Here is a 25058-nt window from a genome sequence, read left to right as displayed (position 1 = left end):
CTTTTATGAAAAAAGTTCTTGTATTGTTATTTGCGCTTTGCGGTGCGGCTTTCGCTAGCGAGCAGCTAAGTGCTTACACTCAGATCGTTTCTTATTCTGCGATCACGGTCGGTATCGTTTTAGGCTTGGCCGCCTTCGGTGGCGCTATGGGTATGGGAAATGCCGCTAACGCTACAATTACCGGTATTGCTAGAAACCCGAGCGTAGCTAGCAAGCTATCGACTACGATGTATATTTCGCTTGCGATGATCGAAGCGCAGGTTATCTACGCGCTAGTTATTGCTTTCATCTTGCTTTTTGCTAACCCTTTCGTAACAGAAGGTCTTACGGCTGCTGCAAAATAATCCTAAGCCCGAGAAATCGGGCTTTAAACTCATATAATTCAAGGCTTGAGATTAAGCTTTAAAATTTATGCGACCGTGGTGGAATTGGTAGACACGCTATCTTGAGGGGGTAGTGCCGCAAGGTGTACGAGTTCAAATCTCGTCGGTCGCACCATCTATCAAAATTTTCCCTATTTTTTAGTTTTTTTGAATTTTTAGATAATTTTTTAAGCTCTATTTTTGGGAATTTTAAAATTACTCTTAAAAAATTCTTAATACTTAAAATCATCGATTCACACATATATTTTAAGAAAACTACTGTATATTAAAAAATTGTATAGTAGCTTTTTCTACGCTCCCGCCTTGTTAATCCTTTGAGGAAATTCTATAATCTGCCTAAAATTACTATATAAAGGAAGAAAGATGACAGAAGTTTTTACCAAAATTAAGGATAATCCAATTTTTAAATCAGATCCTGATAAAGTAGTTAGGAATTTTATTTTGCCGCAGTATAAGCGCACTATGGTCGAAGTATTGGATGATTTTATAGCCGTTAAATTTTATAGCTCACCGGCTAGAGACGGAACGGTTAAAACACACAGGCACTATCATTATACGCAAGGCGGTAAGTTAATCAAGGTCCTAGGCAATGCCGATGAAATAACATTCGAAGGGGCTAGAATATTGTTAAAGAAATTAATATCAAATAGCCATATAATGGTTGTAGCAGCTCCAAAGAATACGCTAGCGAGTTTACTGTGAATATAACGCTTTTGCCGAGAAGACGTTAAGGAAATTGCGATTTAGATTTCAATCGAGGTTAAAGTGCGTTAGTGATAAGGATATCGGAAAGATTACCAAAAAAGAGATAATGCAGATATTAGATCCTATTTACAAGAATGGAAAATTTGCACTTTTAAAAGATTTATTCTATTTTATCAGTTCTTTATTCAGGTTCGCGCGAGATATAGGTATAAACGATAATCTTTTATTTTGCGATACGCAATTAAAAAACCTATATAAGATACCTAAATCTAAGGGCTATTCATATATTTCCGCGAATACTGATTTGAAGTTGTTGATAAAATATATCATGAGTTATCCTAACCAAATAGGCGTTAAGAATGCTTTGATCTTTGGACTACTTACCGGACTAAGAAGCTCAAATGTAAGGAATTTAACCCACGAGCATTTAAAAGTAGGCGATGACGAAGAATACTACTTACTATTTCCGCAAGATGAGAATAAGGTAAAAGGCAACGGCGACGAATATTTGGGTCTTCCAAAGGAGGTAGGTAAGTGGCTAGAGAGCATAAAAACAAAGTCTTCTATATTTTTTGCAAATACGGAAGGAAGCGCTTTGAGCGAGGCAACACTTGTCAAGGCCCTTAGCCCAAGTAAATACCTAATGTTATAGCACCAACAGCCACTGCACCCCAACCGGCAGGATTTGAACCAAAAACCCAAACATATAAAGCAGTTGTTGCAGAACCAACCGCAAGGTCTTATACTACATCACTGGCTCCCCTTTGCGATAGCTTCGCCCCACTCTTTTTTCCCAGCAGCCGCATCAACGATAGGAATAACCATATTTAGCCCACCTGATTTGATTTTGACATAGTTATTAAAAACCTTAACATTATCAGGATCGGCTAAAATATTTACGGGAATTCCCTTCAAGAAATCGATTGTATCCGAAGTAGGCTTGACATACCAAGCAACGCCTTGATTTGAATTGTTAGAAGTATTGTTATCTTCTGGCGTAATTTTCTCTTATTTATAAAATTTGTAGTTTTTATCTAAATTTTTAATTTGTAAATTAAAATTTTGTAGTAAATATTCATTTACTTGTTTATAATCTTGCTTTGTCGTTAAATAGACATTTACGGCATTTTTTTGATTGTCATAAAAAACTATGGTGCAAAATAGCATAAATTTATAATCTTTGTTAATTAACAAGGCAAATAATTTTACTAAACAAGCAAACAAATTTGATAAAATCAAAAAAAATCCTGCAATAACAAAACCAAGTGGTGCAAAAATTTTTTGAACCGAGTTATCTGGTATCTTACCAATCATAGGATAAATACTTTTTTTAACCCAAACAATATTTTGTTTTTCTACTGTTGTATCTCGTTTATCCCAATAAACTTTATCATTATATAAATATACTTTTTCGGGTTTTCTAAGTTTTCTAATGAAATCAATAAAAGCCCAAATATTGGCTATTGGAAATGCTATAACCACAAAGCTAAATCTTGGATTTCTCATTTCATTTTTTAAAATTTCAAAAAACTCGCCACTATTCCAATCGACAACACCAGTAAAAAATACAATATAAATCATTATAGTGTTACATACAAGCAAAAATGTAAAACCATACATTATCATTATAAAGTTATTTTTAATGATGAGTGGAGCTTTATCATAATCTCTCATTTTAATCCTTTTTATTAAAATTTTTTATATTTAAATATGCTAAGTTTTTTCTTATTTCGTTTTCTTGTTCAGAAGTTAAACTAAGAATTAATATTGTTGGGGAAATTTTAAATCTTCTTTTTCTAAAAATAGCCATTAATTCTGTAACTCCACAATATCCATACGAAAAAAATCTATCAATTTGTTTCGTATGTAATATAATTTTAAAACCAAAAATATCCTTATAAACCATTTTATCTTCATAAATTTCAAAATAATCAAAAAAGATTATCGAATATAAAATCTGTAAAACTATAAACGAAATATAGGCACAAAACATATTTAAAATTAGACTAAATATGCCAATATCAAAAACAAAATTTGGTATAGCAAATATTATCGGTATCCAAGCTATCAACAAATAAACAATTAAATCAAAAGCCACATAAAACGGATTTCTTTTATCAAGTCTATAAAGTAGTTTTGGTCCGTTTTGATTTTCCAAATTCGTATTTTTATCTAAATTTTGATTATTTTCTGAATTTTCTTCTAATTTTTCCAAATTTATCCTTTTTATAAGATTTCATTGCAAATTCAATTTCGGTCAGTATCGCTAATACTGAATTTTATGAATTCACAAATTTAAACTTGCTATTGCTTTTGAATTCAAGCAATAAGTAAATTTAAATTTGCAAATTTGATATTTGGATCTGTTTGATTTGAATTAGCCCTCAGTTAAACCAAAAGAATATAGCAGTCTTTTTTCTGCTTTATCCAACTCGTTTGTTGCCTTATTAATTCTACTTGAATTACTCATTTTTTGTCTCCTTATTAGAAAATTTTTATTTTAAATTATTGTCAATATCTCTGTTAAATATAGTTAAAATATACTGCCTCAACTCGTCGTGGTTTTTTTGATTGAAATAAAACATATTGATAGTCGGAGTAATTTTCCATCTTTCAATCGAAGCCCACTCTATGTTTATTTGAAATTTCCTAGCATATTTCCAGAAATTTTTAAGAGTTTTGTTTGATTTTTTATAAATTCCCATGAAAACTAAAATTTCTAAAAATTCAGCTAAAAATAATGTAAATATTGTAATAAGCACGCACAACAAGGATAGTTCGAAACTATGCCTAGAACTAAGATTTATTATCGTAAATGCACTCAAAAATGCCCAACCAAAACCTGTTGTTGTAATTATTCGTATAAAAGAACAAAAAACCATTTTGCCTTCTTCTTTTTTTTACATGCGAAATATCGTAACCAATTGGATTGTCAAATGGATTATGAAACACAATTCTATCTCCCATAACTTGGAAATGTATTGTTTCATCAATTTTATTGTTATGATTATAAAACACAACTTTTGAATTGTAAAAATGAGTATAGTGTGGCTTTATTGATAAAATATTTTTAAAATCTAATATTAAAATAAGAGTTGTTATAAAACCAAAGGAAATGGCTGTTTGTATAGCTATTCCGATTTCTAAATTTCCATCTTCAAATTCATCAAATTTATTCAAAACGAATGCTGAAACAATTACCCAAAATGCAAAAATTAATAAAAAATGGATAAATAAAGCCCAACTAGTATAATTCCGTAAAATTAATGGTTCTTTATCATAATCTCGTTGGTTTTTGTTTTTATCAAAAATATCGTTTTTAAAATTTAAATTTTCCAATTTTACTTCCTTTTTGCGAGTCTGCATTATACAACAAATCAATCTTAAATTTGATTTGTTTTAACCTTAAATTCACTATTTTTGTAAATTCAGGTCATATCGTTTAAATACGATACAAAATTCTTAAATTTACAAATTTAAACTTACGCAACAAGTAAATTTAAATTTGCAAATTCTTTTAACGCTTCAGAGCCGTTATTAGCTAAGCTTACATCTCTTAGTAAAGTATAATTTCCAAATAGTTCGCTTCCGTTTGTTATGCTATTCGCGATTAAGGTTTTATTTATTAAAATTCCGTCATTTTTATCTATCCAAGAGGTATTTTCTGCGAATTTGTTATTATCTAGGTCGAAGTATGTTTTACTGTTTTTTTCTTGATATTGTTTTTATGCCGTCACCATTTAAGTCAATTTTTGGCATTGCCGTCTCCTTGTAAATTTAGATTTTTATTGAAATTGTTATTTTTTAAAGTTTGGTATTGCTCTAAAATCGCATTATAATAGTAATCACCATTATATGAAAAATCATTAAAAACGATATTTTGGAGTATAGGTCTATTAGTAGGAATATATTTAAAATAATATTCTCTCCCATATGTTTTTTCAAAAAATCTTTTTTTGTTAGTTGTCAGTAGATTATGGGCAACGCAAAATTCTGATATTTCTTTATTGACAATAGCATTTGCTAAAAGCCAAGAAAACATAATATTTGATACAATGACTATGTCGTTTTTTGTATCGTGATATTTTAAGATTTTTTTGTTTATAAATACAAAATCTGAAAAAAGTATATGCTTATTTTCGCCAATATAAACGAAATTTTCCAAAAATTTACTATTTTCATCAATAATGTATTTTTCATTGAATGGATAAAAAGGTTCTATTTTTAAAATTTCATCATTATCAATTATCTCTTGTGCGTTTTGCATAGGCGTGTCGGCATTACAAATTTTAGAACCTAAATTTAGTAAATATTCTAAATTTAATCTTTTATCAAGCTTGAAAAATTCGCATTTGTCATCAGGGTATTTGTCTCCATTGCAAAGATAAAATCTTGTTTCAGCAAAGTCATTTATATCCCTATGGATATTCTTCATCTTTTTTATATCTTTTGCTGGATAATTGTCTAAATAGTGAATTTTTTGTAGAAAATCTTTTATATAAAAATTAATTTTTTCATGCTGGGTTGCTGTTTTAAAATCTATCTTGTTTTCCAAATATTTTACTTTATCGTATTTGTCAAACATAGCTTCTAATTCGGCAGTATGCCTTTTGTCGTCTTTATAAAGTTGATAGGCAAATGAAATAATAAGACACAAAATAAATAAAATAAATATTATAAATAAAATTTTAAATACTTTTTTCATATTTTTCCTTTCAAATTTAAAGTTTAACTTGCGAATTTAAACTCGGTCAGTATTGCCGATACTGGATTTTATGAATTTACAAATTTAAACTTACTTTGCAAATTCACACAATTAGTAAATTTAAATTTGCAAATTTGATATTTGGATCTGAATTAGCCCTCAGTTAAACTCAAAATCCATGGCAGTCTTTTTTATACCACGGCTTGTTAATTGTTCAATCCCCTATACCTCGCCCAAGCTAGCTCTGCATATGTTTTTAGCGCCTCAAACTTTCTCATTTTCTATCCTTTCTAAAAAATTCCTCTATCATCTTTTGATTACACTTTTCTATCGAATTAGTTTCATTTTTGTTACACATCCAAAACTCACCGCTAGATTGCGGACCCAAAGCACTCACTAGAGCTTGCAATATCCAAGTGTGATAAGACTCATAGATGTATATATTGTCGGCTAGTATCTTGCCCGTATTTATATCTTTTATGACTCCACCGTAGTTAAATCCCATTCCCAGCATCTTATCGAATATAGTTTTTATATTAGGCTTTGGTTCTAGGAGATGATATGGATCTTCCACTATAAGCTCGGCAGGCGCTATTTCATCTTTGGAGATTTCTTTGCGAGCTACGCATTTGTCTTTATAAATTTGCTTGTAGTATTCCATTTTTTTATCTACGTCTTGTAGCCCATCTATAACCCGCTTTATTTGATAGTCGTCCCATGTAAATACCTTGCCGTTCATATTAATAGGGTTCAGGCTTCTATATCGTTCTTGCACTATTTTTATCATTTTGTCCACTACTATTCTTTGTTGCTGCGGGTAACTTTTTTTTCTCTCTTCGTTATCAAACCAAGCATCATAATATATCTCTTTATACTCGCCAGGTTTTGAGCGGTACTCGTCGTAAAGCTGTTTAAATTCAGAGTAGGGTATTTTTTTATCGGACAAGTAGTCCTTTAGTTCTTCATCTACCGACATAAAGCATTTATTTGAAGTATTGTTATCTACGTAAATTCTAAAAAATTTACCATTATTGGCACTATCTTTCGCTTGAACTCTATAATCTATATAGTCCAAATCGCCATTTATCAACATCGTAAAAGCAATGTCTTTAGTATAATCTTGCGATGAGAATTGATTTGCTTTGAGAAATCCTAGATCAAATTTCTTTTCTCCGGCATAATATGCTCTGATAGCGGGCTTTTCATAGACGTTTATTTTGCCGTATAGATATCCGTAGCAGTGAAATATGGCAGAAACTATAAATCCGTCACCAAAAAATACGACAAACCAAACAAAAAGCCAAAAACGTTTGCGTTTGCCCTTTAGGGCGATTAAGGTGACAAAAAAGCTTATGGTAAAAAAAGCGGGTATTATGAAAAGAAATACTATACTGCGCATATCTAACCTTTATAAAAATACATATGCAAATTTGTAAAGTCAAAAGAGCTTCTTTAGTAGCAATATTTTATTGCTCTATATCTTAGCTCGTCATTAAATTTCATATAAATTCAAGTAGATGAATTTATATGAAATTTTAAAAACTAGCTTGAGTATCTTAAAATTATTTTCGGTTTTTAAGTCTTTTTAGCTCTTTAAGCTTCTGTTTTAATTGGGCTCTTTATAAACGGAATTTCGATGCATTCTATACGAAAGGGGATTAAAATTTTATAAAACAGCGGATGAAATTTTAGTTTTGCCGTCACGATAAACAGGCGGGTTGATCTGCGATTTTAAAACGCAAAAAAAGCGCTTCAAAAGCCCGCGAGCCGAAGCGGAATTTAGACGCAACGGCGGCGTTTTGCTTTGCAATTTGAGTTAAAATTTGATATGATTGTGCGAAATTTATATTGAACGGCTTTTCAAAATGAATAAATTTATAACCCAAAAAATAGGCGCACTCGCGGGTTTTAGCGATGAAATTTTAAAAATTTTAGCATCGTTTGACGCGGACGTTTCGGATGTCAGGCTCGCTTTGCAAATTTCAAAAAACGCCCCTCTTGCGGATAAAATTTTAGATTTGGCCTTTTGCGGTCTGTCTAAATTTAGCGCCGAAGGGTTCGCGAGGCAAAATTTCGCCGCTACATATGAGCGGTGCGATTTACAAGGCGCAAAGTCCATAGAATACGGCTTGCAAGACGCCGTAGACGAGTGGCAGCAAAACGAGTGCGCCTCGAGCGAGCAAAAAGGCGCAGACCTAGTAGGGCAGGGCGATAGTCTTAAATTTAATCATCCAAATGACGCAAACGGCGTGAACTGCAGCGGCGAGAATTTTAAATTTAACCCCTCACAGGCCGCGAGCGATACGCCGCCACAAAATCAACGCGTTGCCGCGAGAGCTGATTGTGCGCTAGGTTCGAGTATCTCTACGCAAGCCGCACAAACGCAACAGCAAGAACGAGAGCAGGAGCAGGGGCAAGCGCAGCAGCAAAAACAGGGGCAAGAATGGGGCAGAGCGCAGGAGCAGGGGCGAGAGCAGGGCGCTGCGACACTAAAGATGCTAAAATTACAGCGAGCGCTTGAGCTTTACGGGCGCGAGCAGATGCGGGCGTTTTTTCTATTCGCGGTATTTGATGAGATGCTCAAGCCGGATTTGCAGGCGTATCGCATCGACCGCGAAAAGCTTACGCAGGTCTCGCTACTGCGAAATCTACTTATGTTTTCGTGGATCAAATCCTACCCGCAGATCGAGCAAAGTATCCTTTCAAGCGTGATTTTAGTGGAGTTCGGGCGGGTTTTTATCGACGAGCAGGTGTGCGCGGCGGGCAAGGCGGAGGAATTTTACCATGCCATCAAGGGCTCGATCTTTCCGCAGGATTTTACCGATGTGGAGATGGAATTTAGCGGCACGAACCGCGAAAGCGTCTCGCACGCGCTATTTGCGCATTTCGGGCTAGAGCATATCGCGCAGGACGCGCTGTATTCAAACGCCCCCGACGACGCGCCTTTTGAGAACAAATCCCGCTACGCGATGCTAAAGATCGCCAAAACCGCGGTCAATATCTACCATCATTTCGACGAGCTTAGTATCGACAACGCTTTAAATTTACTAGTCGAGTTCGGCTTCGAGCAAGAGGCGTTTTTAGAGGCGAAAGGTGAAATTTCGATATGAGAGAGTTCCTGCGCGCCTTTAACTCGGGCGTATTTGAAAAGGATCTTAGCGGAGAGCAAAAGGAGCTCGTGCGCAACCTCCTAAATATCGGCGCTATCAGCGCGCACAAGGGCAAGCTCTATCTGAACGACGGCTATGTTTTCGGCAGGCTCGACATCGCGCGCGACGGCACGGGCTATCTGCAAAGCTTCGACGACCGCTTAAAAGCCGATCTCATCATCGAAAACAGATATTTAAGCGGCGTGCATCTGGGCGATCTGATCCTAGCAAAAATTTTAAGCTCAAGAAAGTCCCGCCTGCACGCAAAAGTGCTGATGTGCATTAAGCCCGCATTTTTAACGAGCGTGGTTTATACCAAAAGCTTCGGACGCGAAATTTTAGGCGTGAACGTTAAAACCGGCCTCGCAAATCCGCTCAAAGCCACGCAAAAATCGCTCAAGCAGCTGCCGTCAGACACCCTTTTAAAGATTGATAATCTAACGAACGAGATTACCGAGGTGATCGGAAACTTATCCGATCCCTTCGTCGATGAGAAAATTTCTTTAGCGATCTACGATAAAAATGACGAATTTAACGAAGCGTGCAAGCAGCAAGCCGCGAGCTTCGGCAGCGAAGTGGACGAGGCGCTGTATCCGCAGCGCGTGGATTTGCAGCATCTGCCCTTTTGTACCATCGATCCCATCGACGCCAAGGACTTCGATGACGCGATCTATTTTGACGTAAAAGAGCGCACGCTTTACGTCGCGATCGCCGACGTGAGCGAATACGTAAGCGAATACTCGCCGATCGATAAGGAGGCGAAATTTCGCGGCTTTTCGATCTATTTCCCGCACAGATCCGTGCCGATGCTGCCGCGCGAGCTTAGCGAAAACATCTGCTCGCTGATGCCAGATCTGCCTAGATTAGCCTTTGTTTTTAAAATCGCTTTGGATGAAAATTTAAACCCGCAAAAGCAGGAGCTTTTCGAAGCGATTATAAGATCAAAACGCCGCTATAATTACGACGAGGTCGATGAAATTTTACGCACCCGCAAAGCGAGCGAGCCTGAAATTTTAAGCTGGCTCTTGCCGCTTAATGAAATTTGCGAGCGCCTGCGCCGCGCGAGGCTAAAGCGCGGATTTGATTTCCGCACCAAGGAGCTTCGCATCACGCTTGATGAGCGCGGCCTAATAAGCTCCACTCGCTTTGAGACCGATACTCCGTCGCACAAACTCATCGAGGATTGTATGCTGCTAGCCAACAAAGCCGCTGCGGCGCGTATCGAGCGGGGCGTTTTTAGAAATCACGGCTCGGCGGAGCTTAAAAAAATTTACGCGCTGCTTGACGATCTGGCGTTGTTCGGCATCGACGCGCCGTATCAGAGCAACCTTGCTAAGATGATCGGCGAAATCCAAGCGCAAGCCGATGCTATGGGGATCCGCGAGGAGGTCGATAAGCTCATCATTAAGGCTCAAAAACGCGCTGAGTACGGATCCGAATCGCGCGGGCATTTCGGGCTCGGATTTGATAACTACACGCACTTCACAAGCCCGATCAGACGCTATTCCGATCTCATTTTACACCGCCTGCTAAAGGCGCAGATGAGGGGAGATGAAAAATTTTATAATTACCTGCTTTTAAACATCGATGCGACGTGCGCGCGGCTAAACGAGCTCGAGCGCGAGGCGGATAAGGTCACGTTTGATTTTATGGATCGAAAATTTGCGCGCTGGGCCGCGGAAAATTTGGGCAAAAAATTCCGTTGCTACATCGACGAAAACGGAAATTCCGTCACCGCAAAGCTCGATGACAAGCTAAAGGGGGCTAAAATTTTAGTTTCAAATTTCGCCGGCGACATTTTAACGCCCGTGCTGGTAGAGCTTACGGATGCAAACATCGCTAGCGGAGTGATTTTAGGCAGGGTAGTAAAGAAGATCTGATGTATAGGAAAGAATTTGACGGGCTTATCGCAAGCGGCAGGGTGCCGAATTTCGTGCTTTTGCGCGGCGGAGACGATTTTTCAAACGAGCTTTACGCGCAGCGCCTGAAGCAAATTTACGTCGCGGAAAATTTTTTGAGTTTGTATTTTTTGGAGTATGATTTTGAGCAGGCGCGAAGCTTCTTGGAGCCCTCGCTTTTCGGCGGCAGCAACACGCTTCACATCAAAACCGCCTCGCTTATCAAAAAGGAGGAGCTGCGAAGGCTCATCGCGCTGTGTAAGTCGGACGCGAATAACCATCTGATCTACGAGCTAAACGATAGCGAAATTTCTGTAAGCGCGGATTTTATCAAGGAATTTGAACGAAATGAGGTTAGATTTTTCAAACCCTCGGGCATGAATGAAGCCATAGCGCTACTTGCGCAAAAATGCGAGATGTGCGGGCTTTTTGCAAACACCGCCGCGCTTAGCAGGATCTACGCCATACACAACGAAAGCCTGAGCCTAAGCGCGAGCGAGATAGAGAAATTTGCAAGTCTGGGGCTCGAGCTTAGCCTGCAAAACGTAAATTTGATGGTTTATGGCCTTAGCGAGGTGAGCTACGACGAGCTTTTTGATAAAATTTTCAGCCTTTGCGATTTTCGCGTAGATTTTTACAAAATGGCTCTGGGCGGCGGATACAACGAGATGGAGCTGATAAATTATTTCTACCGCCTGATTTATAGAATTTTTCGCCTGCATGCTTACGTGAAAATAAACGGCAGATTTGATTTTAAGGCGGTTTTAGGCTATCAGCCGCCACCTTCCGTAGCCGCACAGATGCAGCGCTACGCCACTAGCTTTTCGACGCGGATGTTTTATAAAATTTTCGCTCACTTAAACGATTTGGAATTTGAACTCAAAAGCGAAAAGAACGCGGCAAAGGATGAGCTTTTGCTCGCGTCGTTTTTGAGGTTGCAGCGCATGCTGTTAAGTTCGCTCCGGCAAAAAGCAAATATTAAGTGAAATTTTAGTAATATCTCTTCGCATTTTTTGCAAAATCCTTGCCCGCAGACGCTGTTTGCGAGCTAAAATCCATAAGGAGAATTTATGAGAAACTACGAGGTTTTATTCATCGTTAAGCCCACGCTTACCGACGATGAAGTTAAAACAAAAGTCGATTTCGTCAAAGAAATCATAACCAAAAACGGCGGAGAGATCGCTTCTGTGATCGAAATGGGCGCTAGAAAGCTTGCCTATAAGATCGACAAATATGAGCGCGGAGTTTATTTCGTAATCTATTTTAAGGCCGAGCCGAGCTTGATCTCCGAACTTGTTAGAAATCTGCGTATCACCGAAGATATCATTAGATTTTTGACCGTCAAATATGAAACTAAGCGTGAAATTTCCGCTTGGGACAAGCTAAGCAAAGGCATCAAGCTAAGCCCTGCGAAAAAAGAGCGCGAGCCAAAAGCACCGGTAGAGCCAAAAGCGCCTGAAGAAGCAACCAAAGAGGATGAATAAAGGATAAAATATGTTCAATAAAGTAGTTTTGGTAGGTAATTTGACCCGAGATATCGAGCTTAGATATCTGCAAACGGGTACCGCCGTAGGCAAAACCGGCATCGCCGTCACACGCAGATACAATAGCTCAAACGGCGAGAAACGCGAAGAAACGTGCTTTATAGACATAGATTTTTTCGGTCGTACGGCCGAGATCGCAAATCAATACTTGCGAAAAGGCAGTAAAATTTTGATCGAAGGTCGCTTAAAGCTAGATCAGTGGCAGGATCAAAACGGACAGAACCGAAGCAAGCACTCCATCAGCGTAGATACTATGGAGATGCTAGGAAGCAATCAAGGTGGAAGCGGCGGCTATAATCAAGGCGGCAATTACGAGGGCGGCAATTATGGCGGAAGCTCCGGCGGCTACGGCGGCGGAAATTCTAACTATAGCGGCGGTAATTACGGCGGCGGAAATAGCTATGCTAACAGACAAAACTCAAATTCAAGAGGCGCAAAAAACGATTACAATGCGCCTAAACAAAAAGAGCAGAGTTACGAAAGCACGATTCCGGAAGTCGACGTCGATGCTGATAAGTACGATGACGGCAACGACACGATCCCATTTTAATTAAGGAAAAATCATGGCAGATAAGAGAAAATATACTAGAAAGTATTGTAAATTTACGGAGGCAAAGATCGAATTTATCGATTATAAGGACACGGCGCTGTTAAAGCACTGCCTAAGCGAGCGCTTTAAGATTATGCCGCGCCGCTTAACCGGCACTAGCAAAAAATACCAAGAGATGGTAGAAAAGGCTATCAAGCGCGCGCGCCAAGCAGCCCTTATACCTTACATCGTCGATCGCAAAGATGTAGTCGTAAATCCATTCGAAAATCTTTAAATTTTAGCGGTACAAAGCCGCTAAAATTCCCCCTATTTTAAACTCTAAATTTTAAAATTTAAGCCCGCTCTTATATATATAATTCCACCTATATTTTTTCAAAGGAGAAATTATGGTAGAGAATGAACATCCGGATCATTTAATGTGTCCTTTTTGCGGCAAAGACGACATCAAATACGGTGCGGTCGTATGCGGTGGGTGCCAGGCGGAGATCTCTTATAGCAGACCCTGGCTAAAGACGCTTCTTATTTCTATACTTTGGCTGTTCTTTGGAGGGGCTTTTGCCAAGGATAGTGGTATTCTATTTTATATCGTCTTGGGTATCGGCGTGTTAGGTATCATTGGGTCTATTTTTATGGCGCAAGATCATAGTCCGCAATTTCATAGGATCATGAAGCACGTTAAGTAGCCTATGTTCCGCCGTCTATTGGCGGGGATAAATTTTGTAATTCTCCGATTAAATTTAAATTTGGAGAATTACATTACTTAAATTTTAAAAGATAAATTATGAATTTTTTCCTAGGCTTTCTTGCCGGTAGCGGTTTGGGTGAGGGGCTTGTAGCTATTATTTTAGTCTGTATGCTCGTATATGTGATAGGTGGTGGCTTCAATGCTGTTCTCGCTTTTATTCCAGGTTTTATAGTGTTTTGCATTGCAAAGGCATTTTTGGAAGGCTTGACTTCTAGCGTAAATAATAGATTTGTTGCGTCTGTCGTATCAATTGTGGGAGGCTTAGTTCTAGGATATTTAGCGGGTGCTTCCGTATATGAAAGTGAGCAGGCAAAAGATGCCGAGCACGAAGTGCAGAAGCAACAAAATATGACACAGCAAGATAAAGTCTATTATATCCAACGTAGTTTGATGTTTAGCGGCTACGGCGTGGCAATCGACGGTAAGTGGGGCAAAAAGACTATGCAAGCGGCGCAGAAATATTCGGGCTCGTCCGCAACCTCGATCGATGAGCTTTATGAAGCGGTCAGGGCTAAAAAAGAGGGCGAAAGATAAAATTTAAATCGCAAGCCGAGCCATCCGCACTAAATTCTTAAATTTACTCGCTTTATATACGTCTTATCGGGCGCGCTTCAAAACAGATTATGTCGTTTGTAAAATATCTTAAGTCCGCTGCTTGGGGCGTAAAATTTAAAAATGGGACTTGGGCGTTTTTGAGGTAAGCAGACGAAATAAACTTGCTTGTGCGCGGACTATGTAAATTTAATAAATTTAGCTGCAAGACACGACGGAATTTACGCTGTTTACGGCTTGCAAGCGGGATAAATTTAAGGGCGCGATCTTTACGGGCAAAATTTTATGCGCGACCGATTGGGCGCGCGGTTTTCTATGAAAGTTTCCATTTCTTAAACTCGCGGCTATATTTTTTCTGCGAAATCACGTTAAATTTAAGGCTATCTATACTGGAAAAATTAACGGCGTATTCCTTCAGGCAGGTAGGGATGAAAGAGAGGCGGTAATTGCCATTTTCGTAAAATATCTCACTCGTTATTATTTCGCCGGGCGCCGCGTCGCATCTTTGATCCGAGCTCATAACGCATTTTAGTTCATAATATCCATTTTGCAAATCTTCGATGTAAAATTTCAAATGCAACTTTTCATTGATTTGTTTTTCGGGTAGTAATAGCGCATCGTTGAAGTTTATGCCCGAAAAAATTCTTTCTAGTGTATGCATATTTTTATGCAGCCCTGCCAAATACGCCTCGTACCGCCGCTGCCTTAAGGCATATTCGCTATCGTTTATATTGCCCTTGATCCAATCTAGGTCGAAATATAGCACTTCAATCTCTTCGGTTTTAAATTTATCGCTGTCTGTTCGCTACAGCCCTAAGAAATTCTCATCGTTTTTGATCTTTTCGATGAGATCAAGCGTGGCGTAAAACTCGTCGTAGAAATATGGCATCTCGAGCTTGAAAAATTTAAAGCTTAGCCCTTCCAGCACCTTGAGCGAGTGTTTGTTTTTGAGCAAAAATATGAAAAATACCCCATCTTTTTCCAGCGCGTTGAGGTAGTTTATTTCGCTTATATTTGCGCGCAGGATCTCGGCGTCAAGGATGACGACGTCGGCTACGTAGATGAAGTCGTTTAGATGTCTCTTCGCGCTCTCCCAGTTGGAGTTTGGCATCACGTCGCAACCAAGCCCGCTCAAAAAATCTCTCAGCTCCTCAAAGATCGCGCGGTTTTTATGCGTGATTATGACGTTGTAGTCGTATTTTTTGGCGCTAAAACTTTGCTGCGCGAAGCAGCTAAGCACAGCATCCATTTTAATAAAGGTTCCGCGCCCGTCAGCTCCAATACTCGGATGCGAACCGAGTGCACGCAAATGGGTCTGCGCCGAAGTAAGATACTCATCATCCGTGCTAGCAGCGCTTTCCAGTGCACTTTTAAGCGCATAGGTGCGCGGATCCTTTAGCTCGCGATCGATGCCTACGCGAACGTCGAGCTTGATAGAGCTCATATTCGCTCTAAGTTCCTTGCTACTAAATTCCACGCTTACGCGGATTGGTTCAGCGATATTTTGCAGGAAAAACTCGCACGCGTCAAAGACCGCGCTAGTGAGATTTAGCACCTCGCCGCCGTAGATACGCGGCAGCTGCGGCGGGAAGCTAAGATAGAGCGTGCTGTCGTATTTCGTGCACTCCTCAAATAAAATTTCGCTTTGGAATTTTAAAATTTTTAAAATATCGATCTGCGCGATATCCTCGCGTCTAGGCACGACAGAATCACTTTCTTTGGCTTTAGGCGCAGCGGAGAAAATTTTGCCGCTTACGGCGGGCTTTTTAGCAAAAAGTTTTCTTGCCGCAAAGCCTGCCGTCGCAGCCAATATTGCTAGTGCGCCTAAAACCACGGCTTTCATAGCACAAGCATCCCATCGCCATAGGAGTAGAAGCGGTATCTTTGCTCTACTGCGATGCGGTAGAGTTTAAGCGTGCGCTCAAGACCGATGAAGCTCGCTACGAGCATTATCAGCGTGGATTTGGGCAAGTGAAAATTTGTAAGCAAAAAATTCTGTCTTATCGGCGGGTTGCCCGGGTGTAAAAATAGCTCGCAGATTCCGCTGCTTTGCCCGTTACGTGCAAAATTTTCGATCGTTCGCGTAACGGTCGTACCCACGCCTAAAATTTTTCGCTCGCTTTTTAGAATTTGCGCGGTCTGCGGCGGGATAGAGTAGAGCTCGCCGTGCATCTTGTGATCGCGCAGATCCGCTACTTCCACGGGCTTGAAGGTGCCCGCGCCCACGTGCAGCGTGATAAAATAAATTTCGTGGTTTTTGCGCAGGTCGTTTAGCATCGCATCGTTAAAATGAAGGCTCGCGGTGGGTGCGGCGACGGCGCCTTGCTCGCGCGCGAAGATGCTTTGATACCAGCTCTCGTCCTGCTTGGTATCGGCGCGCTTAATATATGGTGGCAGCGGTACATGGCCGATACGTTCGCAAATTTCAAAAACATCATGGGTGTTTAAAGCTTTACCGCCCTGCTCAAACTGCACAATGCGAAGCCCGTCGTCCATTACCTCGCAAACGCACGCTTCAAGACCGCTTTGAAATTTTAATTCGCTGCCCGCTTTGACGCTGCCGCGAATATAGGCGCTAAATTTATTACCCTCAAGCGGCGAGTTTAGCAGAAGCTCGATCTTGCCGCCGCTGTTTTTATGACCGAAAAGGCGCGCCTTAATTACTCGCGTGTCGTTAAAAATAATATCGCAGGGCGGCAGGACGTCCGCCAGATCGCCGAAGTGCGCGTGGGTGATCTGCTCTTTAGCGCGGTCATAGATCAGCAGTCGCGCGCTTTGTTTGGGCATCACGGGCGCGCTTGCGATGAGCTCGCTAGGAAGCTCGTAATCGTAGCTGCCAACTAAATTTAGATCCGCCATCTCACGCCTGCGCTACGTCCGTGGAATTTTCGCCTTCGTCATCCTCGGGCTTATATGGATTTATCATTTTGGCGATGAAGATTGAAAGCAGATAAAGCGCAATTAACGGAGTTGCGAGCATAAACTGACTAAGCACGTCCGGCGGCGTCATGATCGCTGCAAAGATGAAAATAATGACGATTGCGTAGCGAAAAAAATCGCTCAGGCTTTTATTAGTTACAAGCCCGATTTTAGCGAGGAAAAAGGTTACTACAGGAAGCTCGAAGCTGATACCAAATGCGACGACGAGCTTAGCGAAAAAGCCTACATATTCGCCGATTGTAGGCATCGCAGTAAATTGCTTGGCGCCAAAATTTACCAAGAAATTAAACGCGACGGGGATTACGAAAAAATAGCAAAACGCCGCGCCTAAAAAGAACATAATGCTCGCGCCGCTAACGAAGGGGATGACGTATTTTTTCTCGTTGTCGTAAAGCCCGGGTGCTATGAAAAGCCACGCCTGCCAGAAAATTATCGGCATTGCTAGAAGTAGCGAGGTAAAAAACGACACCTTCATCGCGGTAAAAAACGTTTCGCCAAGCTGGGTAAAGATGATCTCGCTGCCTTTGGGAAGCACGCGCACCAGCGGACGGGTCATAAAACCTAAAATATTTTCCCAAAAGCCGAAGCACGCGATAAAAAGGACGATGACGGAAAGCACGGAGATAACCAGGCGCTTGCGAAGCTCGGCTAGATGGGGTTTTAGCTCTTCAAACATTAAATTTCTCTCTCATTATGATTTTTGCGTATCGCTATTTTGTGCGGAATTTTGCATAGAATTTTGCGCATCGCCGTTTAAATTTGCGTTAAAATTTTGCGCGGCGCTTTTAGCTTCACTGCTTGCATTGGTATTTTGTGCGGAATTTCCCGCGCCGCCGTCCGTGCTCGGCATAAAATTTTTGCCTTTGTTTCCAGTGCCAGAATTCGCGCTTTTGCTTTCAGCGCCGGAATTCATTGCGCCGTCGGCGGAGTCTTGCGTAGAGTTTGCGGCGCGGGCAGAGCTTTGCGCGGAATTTTCGCCGCTCGAATTTGCTTTTAAATTTGCCGTCTCATTCTGTTTTTGTGCCGAGACCTCCGCAGAATTTAGCGTATCTTTGGCGGCGTCCGAGTTAAGCGTTTCTTTAAGCGAACTTTCCGCGCCTTTTAGCCCCGCATTTAGCGTCTCTTTGACTGAGTCGATACCGCCTTTGATCTCGTCGAGTTCCTCAAATGTGAGCTTTTTGCGCACGCCCTCGCTTGCTTGCGTGATACTCTCTTTATATTTTTTGGCGTCCTCTTTGAGCTCGGCGATGCGAAGCTCCTGATCGAAGCTCGATTTTGCGTCGTTGATGGTTTTTTTGATGACTTTGAAGTATTTCGCGAGCTCGACCAGCACTTTTGGAAGCTTTTCGGGCCCCAGCACGATTATCGCGATGATTAAAATGACCGTAATTTCAGGCATACTGATACCAAACATAAAATTTCCTAACGTAAAAAGTGGCGTATTTTAACTAAAATTTCATTAATCTTAAATTTAGCGCCCGTGGCGGCTTTCTTGAGTGATAAAAAGCGCAATCTCGTCGGCGAGCAAAAAGTTGAGATTATAAAATTTACCCTCGGCAAATTTCAGCTTTTTTTCGCGTACGAGCAGCTGCGCGTTGCTTAGCTCTGCAGCGTCTAAAATTTGCGCCTCAAACCCCAAAACGCAGCGCAGCCCGAGAAATATGCGCTCAAGCTTTTTATCCTGCGCGCTTAGAACTTCGCGCTGTTTTTGCAGCGGATCTGCGATGTAATCTCGCAAATTTTTAGGCGAGCTAAGGCGCACCTGTCCGCTAGTTCCGACCGCAAATGCCCCAAATCCAGCGTAATCCTCGCCGCGCCAGTAGGCGAGATTGTGCTTACAGCGCAGTCCGCGCGCGGCAAAATTTGAAATTTCATATTGGCTAAAGCCGCTATCCGCCGCAAGGGCGAAGAGAAATTTAGCTAGAGCCGCGCTTTCCTTTTTAAAGCTTTTGCGCCCGAAAAAGGGCGTGTTTTCCTCGAGACTTAGCGCATAAGCGCTTAGATGCGGCACTTCACAGCGCGCAAGCTCGTCCATTTCAAATTTTAAATTCCTCTTATCGTCAAATTTGCTCGCGTAGATTAGATCTAAATTTATATTATCAAAGCCCGCTGCTTTGGCATTTTGCACCGCGAGAAAAATCTGCGCCGCGCTGTGCGCGCGACCGAGGAACTTTAGCTTGGCATCGTTGAAGCTCTGCGCGCCGAAGCTGATGCGATTTACGCCGAGCTCGCGCATCGCACTAAACCAAGCGGGACTAGCGGAGTTTGGGTTGGCTTCCGAGCTGATTTCGGCTTTAGCGGCGAAATGCGGCGCAAGCAGCGCAAAAATTTCGTCGTAAAGCCCCGCATCTACGGCGCTTGGCGTGCCTCCGCCGATAAAAAGCGTCGAAATTTGCGCGTGCGGATTTTTTGCCAAAAAGTCGCGCACTTCAAGCTCTAGCGCGCGAAAGTAGCTTTTTGCAAGGCTAAACTTATCGCTGAAGGAGCCAAAGGCACAATACGGGCATTTGGAGGTGCAAAACGGCACATGGATATAGATGTGCAAGGGGCGATCCTATGGGCTAAATTTATGTCGCAAAATTTAGCGAATTAATTTGAAAATTTATATAAATTTTAAGCCTCTTAACGCAAATTTTAATATTTTTAGGTAGAATTTTAAGAAATTTTTTGTGAGAAAACGAGATGGAAAAAGAGAAGAATTACAGACCAAATGTCGCTGCAATCGTACTTTCGCCCTCGTATCCGTTTAATTGCGAAATTTTGATTGCGCAACGAAGCGACATCAAAGGCGCTTGGCAGTTTCCTCAAGGCGGTATCGACGATGGTGAGACGCCTAAGATGGCGATCCGCAGAGAGCTCGGTGAAGAGATCGGAACAAGCAAAGTCGATATCATCGCTGAGTGCCCGAAGTGGCTTAGCTACGACTTTCCCGATGGGGTAGCTCAAAAGATGCGCCCATACGACGGGCAAATTCAAAGGTATTTTTTGGTGAGATTGCGAAGCTTAGCCGATATAAACATCAATACTAAACTTCCGGAGTTCGACGCATTTAAATTCGTAGGCGCGAATGAGGTTTTAAAGCACGTAAATCACTTCAAAAAGCCCATTTACGCGACGGTTTTAAAATATTTTAAGGAGGAGGGTTACATTTAATGCTGATCGTTCAAAAATACGGCGGTACGAGCGTCGGTACGCTAGAGCGGATCGAGGCGGTCGCGCAGCGCGTGATAAAGACTAAAAACGAAGGGCACGATGTCGCGGTAATCGTCTCTGCGATGAGTGGCGTTACCAATCAGCTCATCGAGCAGGCGGAATTTTTTACTAAAACTCCCGTAGGCAGAGAGATGGATGTGCTGTTAAGCTCGGGCGAGCGCGTTACGAGTGCACTTTTAGCTATCGCGCTAAATGCCAAGGGCTATGCTGCGATCGCGTTTAGCGGGCGAGGCGCGGGTATAGTGACGGATAATTTTCATACCAAAGCTCGCATCGTCTCGATCGATCCAAAAAGCATGCAAGAGGCGTTAAAGCAGGGCAAAATCGTCGTCGTCGCGGGCTTTCAAGGTATTAGCACCGCAGGCGAAGTAACGACGCTAGGGCGAGGCGGAAGCGATCTTAGCGCAGTCGCCGTCGCAGGAGCGCTGAATGCTGATCTGTGCGAAATTTATACCGACGTAGACGGCGTATATACGACCGATCCGCGCATCGAGCCAAAAGCCAAGAAGCTTGATCGTATCAGCTACGACGAGATGCTTGAGCTTGCGAGTTTGGGAGCGAAGGTTTTGCAAAATCGAAGCGTCGAGCTTGCGAAGAAATTAAACGTAAATTTGGTGACGCGAAGCAGTTTTAACGATCACGAAGGAACACTCATAACAGGAGAAGAAAAGATGGAAGATGCGGTAATTAGCGGCATTGCACTGGATAAAAATCAAGCAAGAATCACGATTAGAAACGTAGAGGATCGCCCTGGCGTCGCGGCTGAAATTTTCTCCGCGCTCGCGAGCAAGGAGATCAACGTCGATATGATCGTGCAAAATATCGGACGAAACGGCGAGACGAATTTAGGCTTTACCGTGCCGCAAAACGAGCTGGAGACGGCCTATAAAGTAATGAAAGAGGTAAATCCAAATCCGAATTCCATCATCGAATCGGACGCCGATATCGTAAAGGTTTCTTTGGTAGGCGTGGGTATGAAAAGCCACAGCGGTATAGCCAGCAAGGCGTTTAAGACGCTTGCGGACGAAGGGATAAATATCCAGATGATCTCCACGAGCGAGATTAAAATTTCGATGATCGTAGAAGCCAAATACGGCGAGCTTGCCGTGCGCGCGCTGCATAAAGCCTACGATTTGGATAAATAATGCAGGATCTGCACACTTGGAGCGTCACGGCGATGCGCTCCGAGCCAGGACTTGAGTGGCTCGAGGATCGCAAGGAGGACTGGACGCCGCTTTTGGCTTCAAAGCTAAAATTCCTCCACGACGGCTTTGCTTTCATCGTCATCTGCGACGATGAGCGAAGCTGGTTTAGCGAATACATCATCAAAAAGATCAACTCCTCTACCAACTCTCGCCCGCTGCTACCGTTTTTTTCTCTGCGCTCGCTCTACCGCGGCGGCGTAAATAGCCTAGAGGACGCGCTGCTGCTAAACGATATGCTAAGCCTCGCGTTTGCCAACGGCTTTATATATTTTTACATCGGCAACGGCAACCATCCGCTAGCCAAAATCGCCAAAAGCCACGAGGACAGCTATCTGTGGCTCATCGACGAGAGGCTGCAAAACAGCTTTTATATGAGCGAGAGCGATCCGAGCCTGGATCTAAAACTGATCCAACTTTTTAAAATTTTAGACAAAAGCATCGACGCCGTGCTTTTTGACGAAGTGGTGCTTTGAAAATCATAAATCAGATCGTTTTAACAAACGATTATGAGGGCTTTAAAGATAAAATTTTAGCCGAAATTCCGCGCAAAAATTTAAGGTTTTTTGAAAGCGTCGAGCTTAAGATCGACGAGGCGCGAAAGATCATTGACGAAGCCTACGTCGCCGAGCGCGAGGATAAAATCATCGTCATCGCCGCTACGAAATTCGGCGAGGAGGCGCAAAACGCTCTGCTTAAAATTTTAGAGGAGCCGCCTAAAAATACGGTGTTTTTCCTGATCACCCCTTTCATCAATGCCCTGTTGCCCACCATCCGCTCGCGCCTGATCGTGCAAAACCTCTGCGTGCGAAAGCCCAGATACCGCACCGGGTTAAATTTAGTCAGACTCAGCTTAAAGGAAGCGGTGGAGTTTATCGACGCACAGATCGCGCTGGAGCGCAAGGGCGAGCTGGACAAAACGGCGCTAAAAGCGCTCATCGGCGAGATCGCGCTAGAGTGCTTCGAAGCGGACGTCAGTCTAAGCAGCGATGAGCTGCAGCGGATTGACCGCTTAAGCTACCTCGCCGAGCACAACGCCAAAGCCCATGCTGTGCTTACTCCGCTACTTTTGATGATAGAGGAGAAAAGATGAAAATTTATAAAATTTCAAACGAGGCCGATTTTGCGCTGATTTGCGAGCGCATCGGCGTGCGAAATGCGGGGCGGGCGATAATGCAGAAAAAATCGCGCCTAAACTTTTTCTATCTAAAAGATCTGCGAGCGCCCGCGGCAAATATTTTAAAGCAGGATGCCCTTAGTATCGGCGCCGAGCTTGCGTGCAACGAAGGGGTGATCCTAGGGCGCGAAGGTACGGATGCGGTTTTGATTGCAAACGATCGCCAGATCGAAGCTTTGGCGCAAAAAGAAGCGCTGCAGGATTTCGGGCTAAAAGAGCTCGCGAAATTTCTAAGCGAGAAATTTGCTAAGCCGCAAAGCTGCGAAATAATGGGCGTAGTAAACATCAACTCCGATAGTTTTAACCCCGCAAGTCGCGCGGCAAGCTTAAAAGAGGCAATTTGCAAGATCGAAAAGATGATCGAGCAGGGTGCCGCTATCATCGACATCGGCGGCGTGAGCTCGCGCCCGGGCAGCCAGTACTGCGGCAGGGATGAGGAGTTTGCGCGCATAAAGGACATCGTGAACGAAATTTATCGCCTGCGTCTGCACGAAAAGGCAAAATTTAGCCTCGATAGCTTCGATGAGTATTGCTTGGAATTTGCGCTAGATCGGGGCTTTAGCATCATCAACGACATTAGCGCGAACCTCGCTCTCGCACCGCTTGCGCTTCGCTACGACGCCGCTTACGTGCTGATGCACATGCAAGGAAAGCCGCAAAATATGCAGCTTGCGCCCAAATATGACGATCTGATGGGCGAGATCGATGAGTTTTTTGCGCAAAATTTGCAACAGCTTCAAAGTGCGGGGCTTAAAAAGATCATCCTTGACGTGGGCATCGGCTTTGGCAAGACCGCCGAGCAAAATTTGGTGCTGATTAAAAATTTGCAGCATTTCTTACACTTCGGCTGCCCGCTGCTCGTGGGCGCGAGCAGAAAGAGCGTTATCGATTTTTACAGCCCCTCTGCGGTCGAGGATAGGCTCGCAGGCTCGCTGTATCTGCACCAGGTTGCCGCTTTAAACGGTGCTGCGATCATCCGCACGCACGACGTTTTTCCGCACGTTCAAATGCTGCGGCTAATGCGCGCGATGGACGCCGCTGCGGTAAAATTTTAAAATTTTGCGGAATTTTCACGAAATTCCATATTTTTCACGAGATTTTTGTAAATTTGCCTTATGCGGAATTCTAAAATTCCTCAAGGAGATATTTTAATTCTTTTAAAATTTTGCAAAAGAGCTTTTGCGGAATTTTATCCACATTTCATTTTGTGCCTAAGCTTTCGTGCGCTTGCTCGTCGAAACTTATAAAAATTTATAAAATTTCGCTCGATTTATGAGGCGCGTCAAAACAGCGAAGCAGGACGGTATAAATTCTAGCGACGATTTGCACGGATTATTTGCTGCGCGAGCCGAATTATTTCATTTTTGGGCGAAACGAGCGCTTTACGTCAAAGCCCTTGCTAGCGATTTTTATATTATTTGGTATCGTGCCCGTCGGAGCAGAGGCGTCCTTTTTGGCGGATAAAAACTCGACTAAGCTTTGCCAGACAAAGTCGGTATCCAGATAAAACCCCATCGCGTTAAGCTGTGGATTTATCGCCGCGGTGTGAATGTTCTGTGTGAGCTTAAAAAATACGATTGGGGCGCTCAAAATTTCATCTTTGCTTATATCGTCGCGAACAATATTTTTTAGTGTCGTTTTGCGGTCGTCTTCTAGCGCCACGAGCTGCAAAATTTCCTCGCGCGTAGCCTGCTCGCCGACTTTGCTGAGCCGCGAGACGATATGGGCGCGAAATCCATCGCTAAAGCTCAAAGTTCTGTCCTTCTGATACTGCCTTCTTAGCTCCGTCTCGTCAAACTCTAGGCTTGTGTAAATTTTACCTTGCGCGGCGAAAATATGGATCAAATTCTTACCCACGAAAATCACGGAGTGAAGCAGGCGCGGCAGTTTATTTACGTCAGTTTTGCTCCAGTTTATAAATTTACCGCCGATAAAGCGGTATCCGCTAAGCTTCCTTTCAAACTCCTTTTTATCGCCCTCGTCAAGCCTCCATAGCTTGTCAGCACCGACTAGAGTAGAGTTTCTGCGGTCATAGACCAAAGTCTCGTCAAGCCCGTATTTTGACACCATAAAATCGTAATTATCTTTAAATTTCGAGATAATTTTCATGTTCGTCCCTTAAAATTTTATCTTCCCTAAGCTTCTTAATCGGCGCGCTTTGCGCCGAAGCCAACGCAAAATTTTATCGCTGCAAATTTGCGCTGCGAACCTCGCAAATTTTACTAAAATTTACTGCTAAATCGCCAAAATTTATATCGTAAGCCCACGGCTCGCTCAATTTTACCGCGTGTCGGT

The 25058-nt window shown here is 42.3% G+C and carries 28 protein-coding genes, 1 tRNA gene and 1 pseudogene; 17 read left to right on the top strand and 13 right to left on the bottom strand.

Annotated elements, in window-relative coordinates:
• The first annotated feature begins 5 nt into the window (after nt 1-5).
• From atpE to KH703_RS03525, 4 genes are all read left to right on the top strand, one after another.
• Nucleotides 6-344 carry an ATP synthase F0 subunit C gene (atpE, locus tag KH703_RS03540; RefSeq protein ID WP_298102935.1) on the top strand — a complete coding sequence of 113 codons (339 nt, stop codon included), beginning with the start codon at nt 6-8 and terminating at the stop codon, nt 342-344.
• 69 nt (nt 345-413) lie between these two features.
• Nucleotides 414-498 (top strand) — tRNA-Leu (locus KH703_RS03535).
• Nucleotides 499-746: 248 nt separating this feature from the next.
• The gene (locus KH703_RS03530) at nt 747-1085 is read left to right on the top strand and encodes a hypothetical protein (protein WP_304294187.1); all 339 of its coding nucleotides are present in this window, start codon (nt 747-749) and stop codon (nt 1083-1085) included.
• A 331-nt stretch (nt 1086-1416) separates the two neighbouring features.
• A complete protein-coding gene (locus KH703_RS03525) occupies nt 1417-1740 on the top strand; it encodes a hypothetical protein (protein WP_304294185.1) in 324 nt (107 codons plus the stop codon).
• 98 nt (nt 1741-1838) lie between these two features.
• On the opposite strand, the gene KH703_RS03520 is transcribed toward KH703_RS03525, so the two are convergent.
• From KH703_RS03520 to KH703_RS03495, 6 genes are all read right to left on the bottom strand, one after another.
• Nucleotides 1839-2003, bottom strand: coding sequence for a hypothetical protein (locus tag KH703_RS03520; RefSeq protein ID WP_304294183.1), 165 nt, complete (start codon nt 2001-2003; stop codon nt 1839-1841).
• Between the two features lie 93 nt (nt 2004-2096).
• Entirely contained in the window at nt 2097-2762 is a 666-nt protein-coding gene (locus KH703_RS03515) for a hypothetical protein (protein ID WP_304294182.1), read from the bottom strand.
• A 1-nt stretch (nt 2763) separates the two neighbouring features.
• On the bottom strand, nt 2764-3303 hold the full coding sequence (locus KH703_RS03510; protein WP_304294180.1) for a hypothetical protein: 540 nt from the start codon (nt 3301-3303) through the stop codon (nt 2764-2766).
• A 581-nt stretch (nt 3304-3884) separates the two neighbouring features.
• On the bottom strand, nt 3885-4427 hold the full coding sequence (locus KH703_RS03505) for a hypothetical protein (protein ID WP_304294178.1): 543 nt from the start codon (nt 4425-4427) through the stop codon (nt 3885-3887).
• Between the two features lie 406 nt (nt 4428-4833).
• Complete coding sequence (locus KH703_RS03500) at nt 4834-5793, bottom strand: hypothetical protein (protein WP_304294177.1); 960 nt, start codon at nt 5791-5793, stop codon at nt 4834-4836.
• A gap of 274 nt (nt 5794-6067) precedes the next feature.
• On the bottom strand, nt 6068-7192 hold the full coding sequence (locus tag KH703_RS03495) for a hypothetical protein (RefSeq protein WP_304294176.1): 1125 nt from the start codon (nt 7190-7192) through the stop codon (nt 6068-6070).
• Nucleotides 7193-7658: 466 nt separating this feature from the next.
• On the opposite strand from KH703_RS03495, the gene KH703_RS03490 reads away from it, so the two are divergent.
• The 8 genes from KH703_RS03490 (at nt 7659) to KH703_RS03455 (ending at nt 14213) form a co-directional block, all read left to right on the top strand.
• The gene (locus tag KH703_RS03490; protein WP_304294174.1) at nt 7659-8903 is read left to right on the top strand and encodes a hypothetical protein; all 1245 of its coding nucleotides are present in this window, start codon (nt 7659-7661) and stop codon (nt 8901-8903) included.
• The gene (locus KH703_RS03485; RefSeq protein ID WP_304294172.1) at nt 8900-10822 is read left to right on the top strand and encodes a ribonuclease R family protein; all 1923 of its coding nucleotides are present in this window, start codon (nt 8900-8902) and stop codon (nt 10820-10822) included. The genes KH703_RS03490 and KH703_RS03485 overlap by 4 nt, the downstream gene beginning before the upstream one ends.
• The gene (locus KH703_RS03480) at nt 10822-11826 is read left to right on the top strand and encodes a DNA polymerase III subunit delta (RefSeq protein ID WP_304294171.1); all 1005 of its coding nucleotides are present in this window, start codon (nt 10822-10824) and stop codon (nt 11824-11826) included. The genes KH703_RS03485 and KH703_RS03480 overlap by 1 nt, the downstream gene beginning before the upstream one ends.
• Nucleotides 11827-11910: 84 nt before the next feature.
• Complete coding sequence (gene rpsF / locus KH703_RS03475) at nt 11911-12324, top strand: 30S ribosomal protein S6 (RefSeq protein WP_304294170.1); 414 nt, start codon at nt 11911-11913, stop codon at nt 12322-12324.
• A gap of 10 nt (nt 12325-12334) precedes the next feature.
• Nucleotides 12335-12934: a single-stranded DNA-binding protein gene (locus KH703_RS03470; protein ID WP_177387886.1), complete on the top strand. Its 600-nt coding sequence runs from the start codon at nt 12335-12337 to the stop codon at nt 12932-12934.
• A gap of 13 nt (nt 12935-12947) precedes the next feature.
• Nucleotides 12948-13208 (top strand): 30S ribosomal protein S18, encoded by a 261-nt coding sequence (rpsR, locus tag KH703_RS03465; RefSeq protein WP_295151385.1) that lies wholly within the window; start codon nt 12948-12950, stop codon nt 13206-13208.
• 112 nt (nt 13209-13320) lie between these two features.
• Complete coding sequence (locus KH703_RS03460) at nt 13321-13617, top strand: hypothetical protein (RefSeq protein ID WP_304294165.1); 297 nt, start codon at nt 13321-13323, stop codon at nt 13615-13617.
• 98 nt (nt 13618-13715) lie between these two features.
• A complete protein-coding gene (locus KH703_RS03455) occupies nt 13716-14213 on the top strand; it encodes a hypothetical protein (RefSeq protein ID WP_304294162.1) in 498 nt (165 codons plus the stop codon).
• A gap of 331 nt (nt 14214-14544) precedes the next feature.
• Here the strand turns inward: KH703_RS03455 and KH703_RS03450 are convergent, their stop codons facing one another.
• From KH703_RS03450 to hemW, 6 genes and pseudogenes are all read right to left on the bottom strand, one after another.
• Nucleotides 14545-14997 carry a hypothetical protein gene (locus KH703_RS03450; RefSeq protein WP_304294160.1) on the bottom strand — a complete coding sequence of 151 codons (453 nt, stop codon included), beginning with the start codon at nt 14995-14997 and terminating at the stop codon, nt 14545-14547.
• A gap of 39 nt (nt 14998-15036) precedes the next feature.
• Nucleotides 15037-16074 (bottom strand): hypothetical protein, encoded by a 1038-nt coding sequence (locus KH703_RS03445; RefSeq protein WP_304294158.1) that lies wholly within the window; start codon nt 16072-16074, stop codon nt 15037-15039.
• Nucleotides 16071-17090 carry a tRNA preQ1(34) S-adenosylmethionine ribosyltransferase-isomerase QueA gene (queA, locus tag KH703_RS03440; RefSeq protein ID WP_304294157.1) on the bottom strand — a complete coding sequence of 340 codons (1020 nt, stop codon included), beginning with the start codon at nt 17088-17090 and terminating at the stop codon, nt 16071-16073. The genes KH703_RS03445 and queA overlap by 4 nt, the downstream gene beginning before the upstream one ends.
• 1 nt (nt 17091) lies before the next feature.
• Entirely contained in the window at nt 17092-17847 is a 756-nt protein-coding gene (gene tatC, locus KH703_RS03435; RefSeq protein ID WP_304294156.1) for a twin-arginine translocase subunit TatC, read from the bottom strand.
• Nucleotides 17848-18315: 468 nt separating this feature from the next.
• Nucleotides 18316-18585 (bottom strand): annotated as a pseudogene (tatB, locus tag KH703_RS03430) (Sec-independent protein translocase protein TatB); the annotation flags it as partial.
• Nucleotides 18586-18642: 57 nt separating this feature from the next.
• A complete protein-coding gene (hemW, locus tag KH703_RS03425; RefSeq protein ID WP_304294154.1) occupies nt 18643-19716 on the bottom strand; it encodes a radical SAM family heme chaperone HemW in 1074 nt (357 codons plus the stop codon).
• A 137-nt stretch (nt 19717-19853) separates the two neighbouring features.
• Here hemW and KH703_RS03420 point away from each other — a divergent pair, with 137 nt between their 5' ends.
• Genes KH703_RS03420 through folP form a run of 5 tightly spaced genes read left to right on the top strand, consistent with a single transcriptional unit; the run spans nt 19854 to nt 23818 of the window.
• Nucleotides 19854-20324: an RNA pyrophosphohydrolase gene (locus KH703_RS03420; protein ID WP_304294152.1), complete on the top strand. Its 471-nt coding sequence runs from the start codon at nt 19854-19856 to the stop codon at nt 20322-20324.
• Nucleotides 20324-21529 (top strand): aspartate kinase, encoded by a 1206-nt coding sequence (locus KH703_RS03415; protein WP_298024929.1) that lies wholly within the window; start codon nt 20324-20326, stop codon nt 21527-21529. Before KH703_RS03420 ends, KH703_RS03415 begins: the two co-directional genes overlap by 1 nt.
• Nucleotides 21529-22062 (top strand): HobA family DNA replication regulator, encoded by a 534-nt coding sequence (locus tag KH703_RS03410; protein ID WP_005873254.1) that lies wholly within the window; start codon nt 21529-21531, stop codon nt 22060-22062. Before KH703_RS03415 ends, KH703_RS03410 begins: the two co-directional genes overlap by 1 nt.
• The gene (locus tag KH703_RS03405; protein ID WP_304294149.1) at nt 22059-22679 is read left to right on the top strand and encodes a DNA polymerase III subunit delta'; all 621 of its coding nucleotides are present in this window, start codon (nt 22059-22061) and stop codon (nt 22677-22679) included. The genes KH703_RS03410 and KH703_RS03405 overlap by 4 nt, the downstream gene beginning before the upstream one ends.
• Nucleotides 22676-23818 carry a dihydropteroate synthase gene (gene folP, locus KH703_RS03400; RefSeq protein WP_304294147.1) on the top strand — a complete coding sequence of 381 codons (1143 nt, stop codon included), beginning with the start codon at nt 22676-22678 and terminating at the stop codon, nt 23816-23818. Before KH703_RS03405 ends, folP begins: the two co-directional genes overlap by 4 nt.
• Before the next feature lie 298 nt (nt 23819-24116).
• Here folP and KH703_RS03395 read toward each other — a convergent pair whose 3' ends face one another.
• Nucleotides 24117-24872: a hypothetical protein gene (locus tag KH703_RS03395; protein ID WP_304294145.1), complete on the bottom strand. Its 756-nt coding sequence runs from the start codon at nt 24870-24872 to the stop codon at nt 24117-24119.
• Nucleotides 24873-25058 lie beyond the last annotated feature (186 nt).

This window comes from Campylobacter gracilis (assembly GCF_018374135.1).
Classification (GTDB): Bacteria; Campylobacterota; Campylobacteria; order Campylobacterales; family Campylobacteraceae; genus Campylobacter_B; species Campylobacter_B gracilis_A.
The sequence above is the reverse complement of the archived record's forward strand: the minus strand, read 5'-3'. Positions and strand labels throughout refer to the sequence as shown.

Bases quoted from the DNA above. Each gene is read 5' to 3' on its own strand.
- atpE (WP_298102935.1), top strand. From the start codon at position 6: ATGAAAAAAGTTCTTGTATTGTTATTTGCGCTTTGCGGTGCGGCTTTC.
- KH703_RS03530 (WP_304294187.1), top strand. From the start codon at position 747: ATGACAGAAGTTTTTACCAAAATTAAGGATAATCCAATTTTTAAATCA.
- KH703_RS03525 (WP_304294185.1), top strand. From the start codon at position 1,417: ATGAGTTATCCTAACCAAATAGGCGTTAAGAATGCTTTGATCTTTGGA.
- KH703_RS03515 (WP_304294182.1), bottom strand. From the start codon at position 2,762: ATGAGAGATTATGATAAAGCTCCACTCATCATTAAAAATAACTTTATA.
- KH703_RS03500 (WP_304294177.1), bottom strand. From the start codon at position 5,793: ATGAAAAAAGTATTTAAAATTTTATTTATAATATTTATTTTATTTATT.
- KH703_RS03495 (WP_304294176.1), bottom strand. From the start codon at position 7,192: ATGCGCAGTATAGTATTTCTTTTCATAATACCCGCTTTTTTTACCATA.
- KH703_RS03490 (WP_304294174.1), top strand. From the start codon at position 7,659: ATGAATAAATTTATAACCCAAAAAATAGGCGCACTCGCGGGTTTTAGC.
- KH703_RS03485 (WP_304294172.1), top strand. From the start codon at position 8,900: ATGAGAGAGTTCCTGCGCGCCTTTAACTCGGGCGTATTTGAAAAGGAT.
- KH703_RS03480 (WP_304294171.1), top strand. From the start codon at position 10,822: ATGTATAGGAAAGAATTTGACGGGCTTATCGCAAGCGGCAGGGTGCCG.
- rpsF (WP_304294170.1), top strand. From the start codon at position 11,911: ATGAGAAACTACGAGGTTTTATTCATCGTTAAGCCCACGCTTACCGAC.
- KH703_RS03470 (WP_177387886.1), top strand. From the start codon at position 12,335: ATGTTCAATAAAGTAGTTTTGGTAGGTAATTTGACCCGAGATATCGAG.
- rpsR (WP_295151385.1), top strand. From the start codon at position 12,948: ATGGCAGATAAGAGAAAATATACTAGAAAGTATTGTAAATTTACGGAG.
- KH703_RS03460 (WP_304294165.1), top strand. From the start codon at position 13,321: ATGGTAGAGAATGAACATCCGGATCATTTAATGTGTCCTTTTTGCGGC.
- KH703_RS03455 (WP_304294162.1), top strand. From the start codon at position 13,716: ATGAATTTTTTCCTAGGCTTTCTTGCCGGTAGCGGTTTGGGTGAGGGG.
- KH703_RS03445 (WP_304294158.1), bottom strand. From the start codon at position 16,074: ATGAAAGCCGTGGTTTTAGGCGCACTAGCAATATTGGCTGCGACGGCA.
- queA (WP_304294157.1), bottom strand. From the start codon at position 17,090: ATGGCGGATCTAAATTTAGTTGGCAGCTACGATTACGAGCTTCCTAGC.
- tatC (WP_304294156.1), bottom strand. From the start codon at position 17,847: ATGTTTGAAGAGCTAAAACCCCATCTAGCCGAGCTTCGCAAGCGCCTG.
- KH703_RS03420 (WP_304294152.1), top strand. From the start codon at position 19,854: ATGGAAAAAGAGAAGAATTACAGACCAAATGTCGCTGCAATCGTACTT.
- KH703_RS03415 (WP_298024929.1), top strand. From the start codon at position 20,324: ATGCTGATCGTTCAAAAATACGGCGGTACGAGCGTCGGTACGCTAGAG.
- KH703_RS03410 (WP_005873254.1), top strand. From the start codon at position 21,529: ATGCAGGATCTGCACACTTGGAGCGTCACGGCGATGCGCTCCGAGCCA.
- folP (WP_304294147.1), top strand. From the start codon at position 22,676: ATGAAAATTTATAAAATTTCAAACGAGGCCGATTTTGCGCTGATTTGC.
- KH703_RS03395 (WP_304294145.1), bottom strand. From the start codon at position 24,872: ATGAAAATTATCTCGAAATTTAAAGATAATTACGATTTTATGGTGTCA.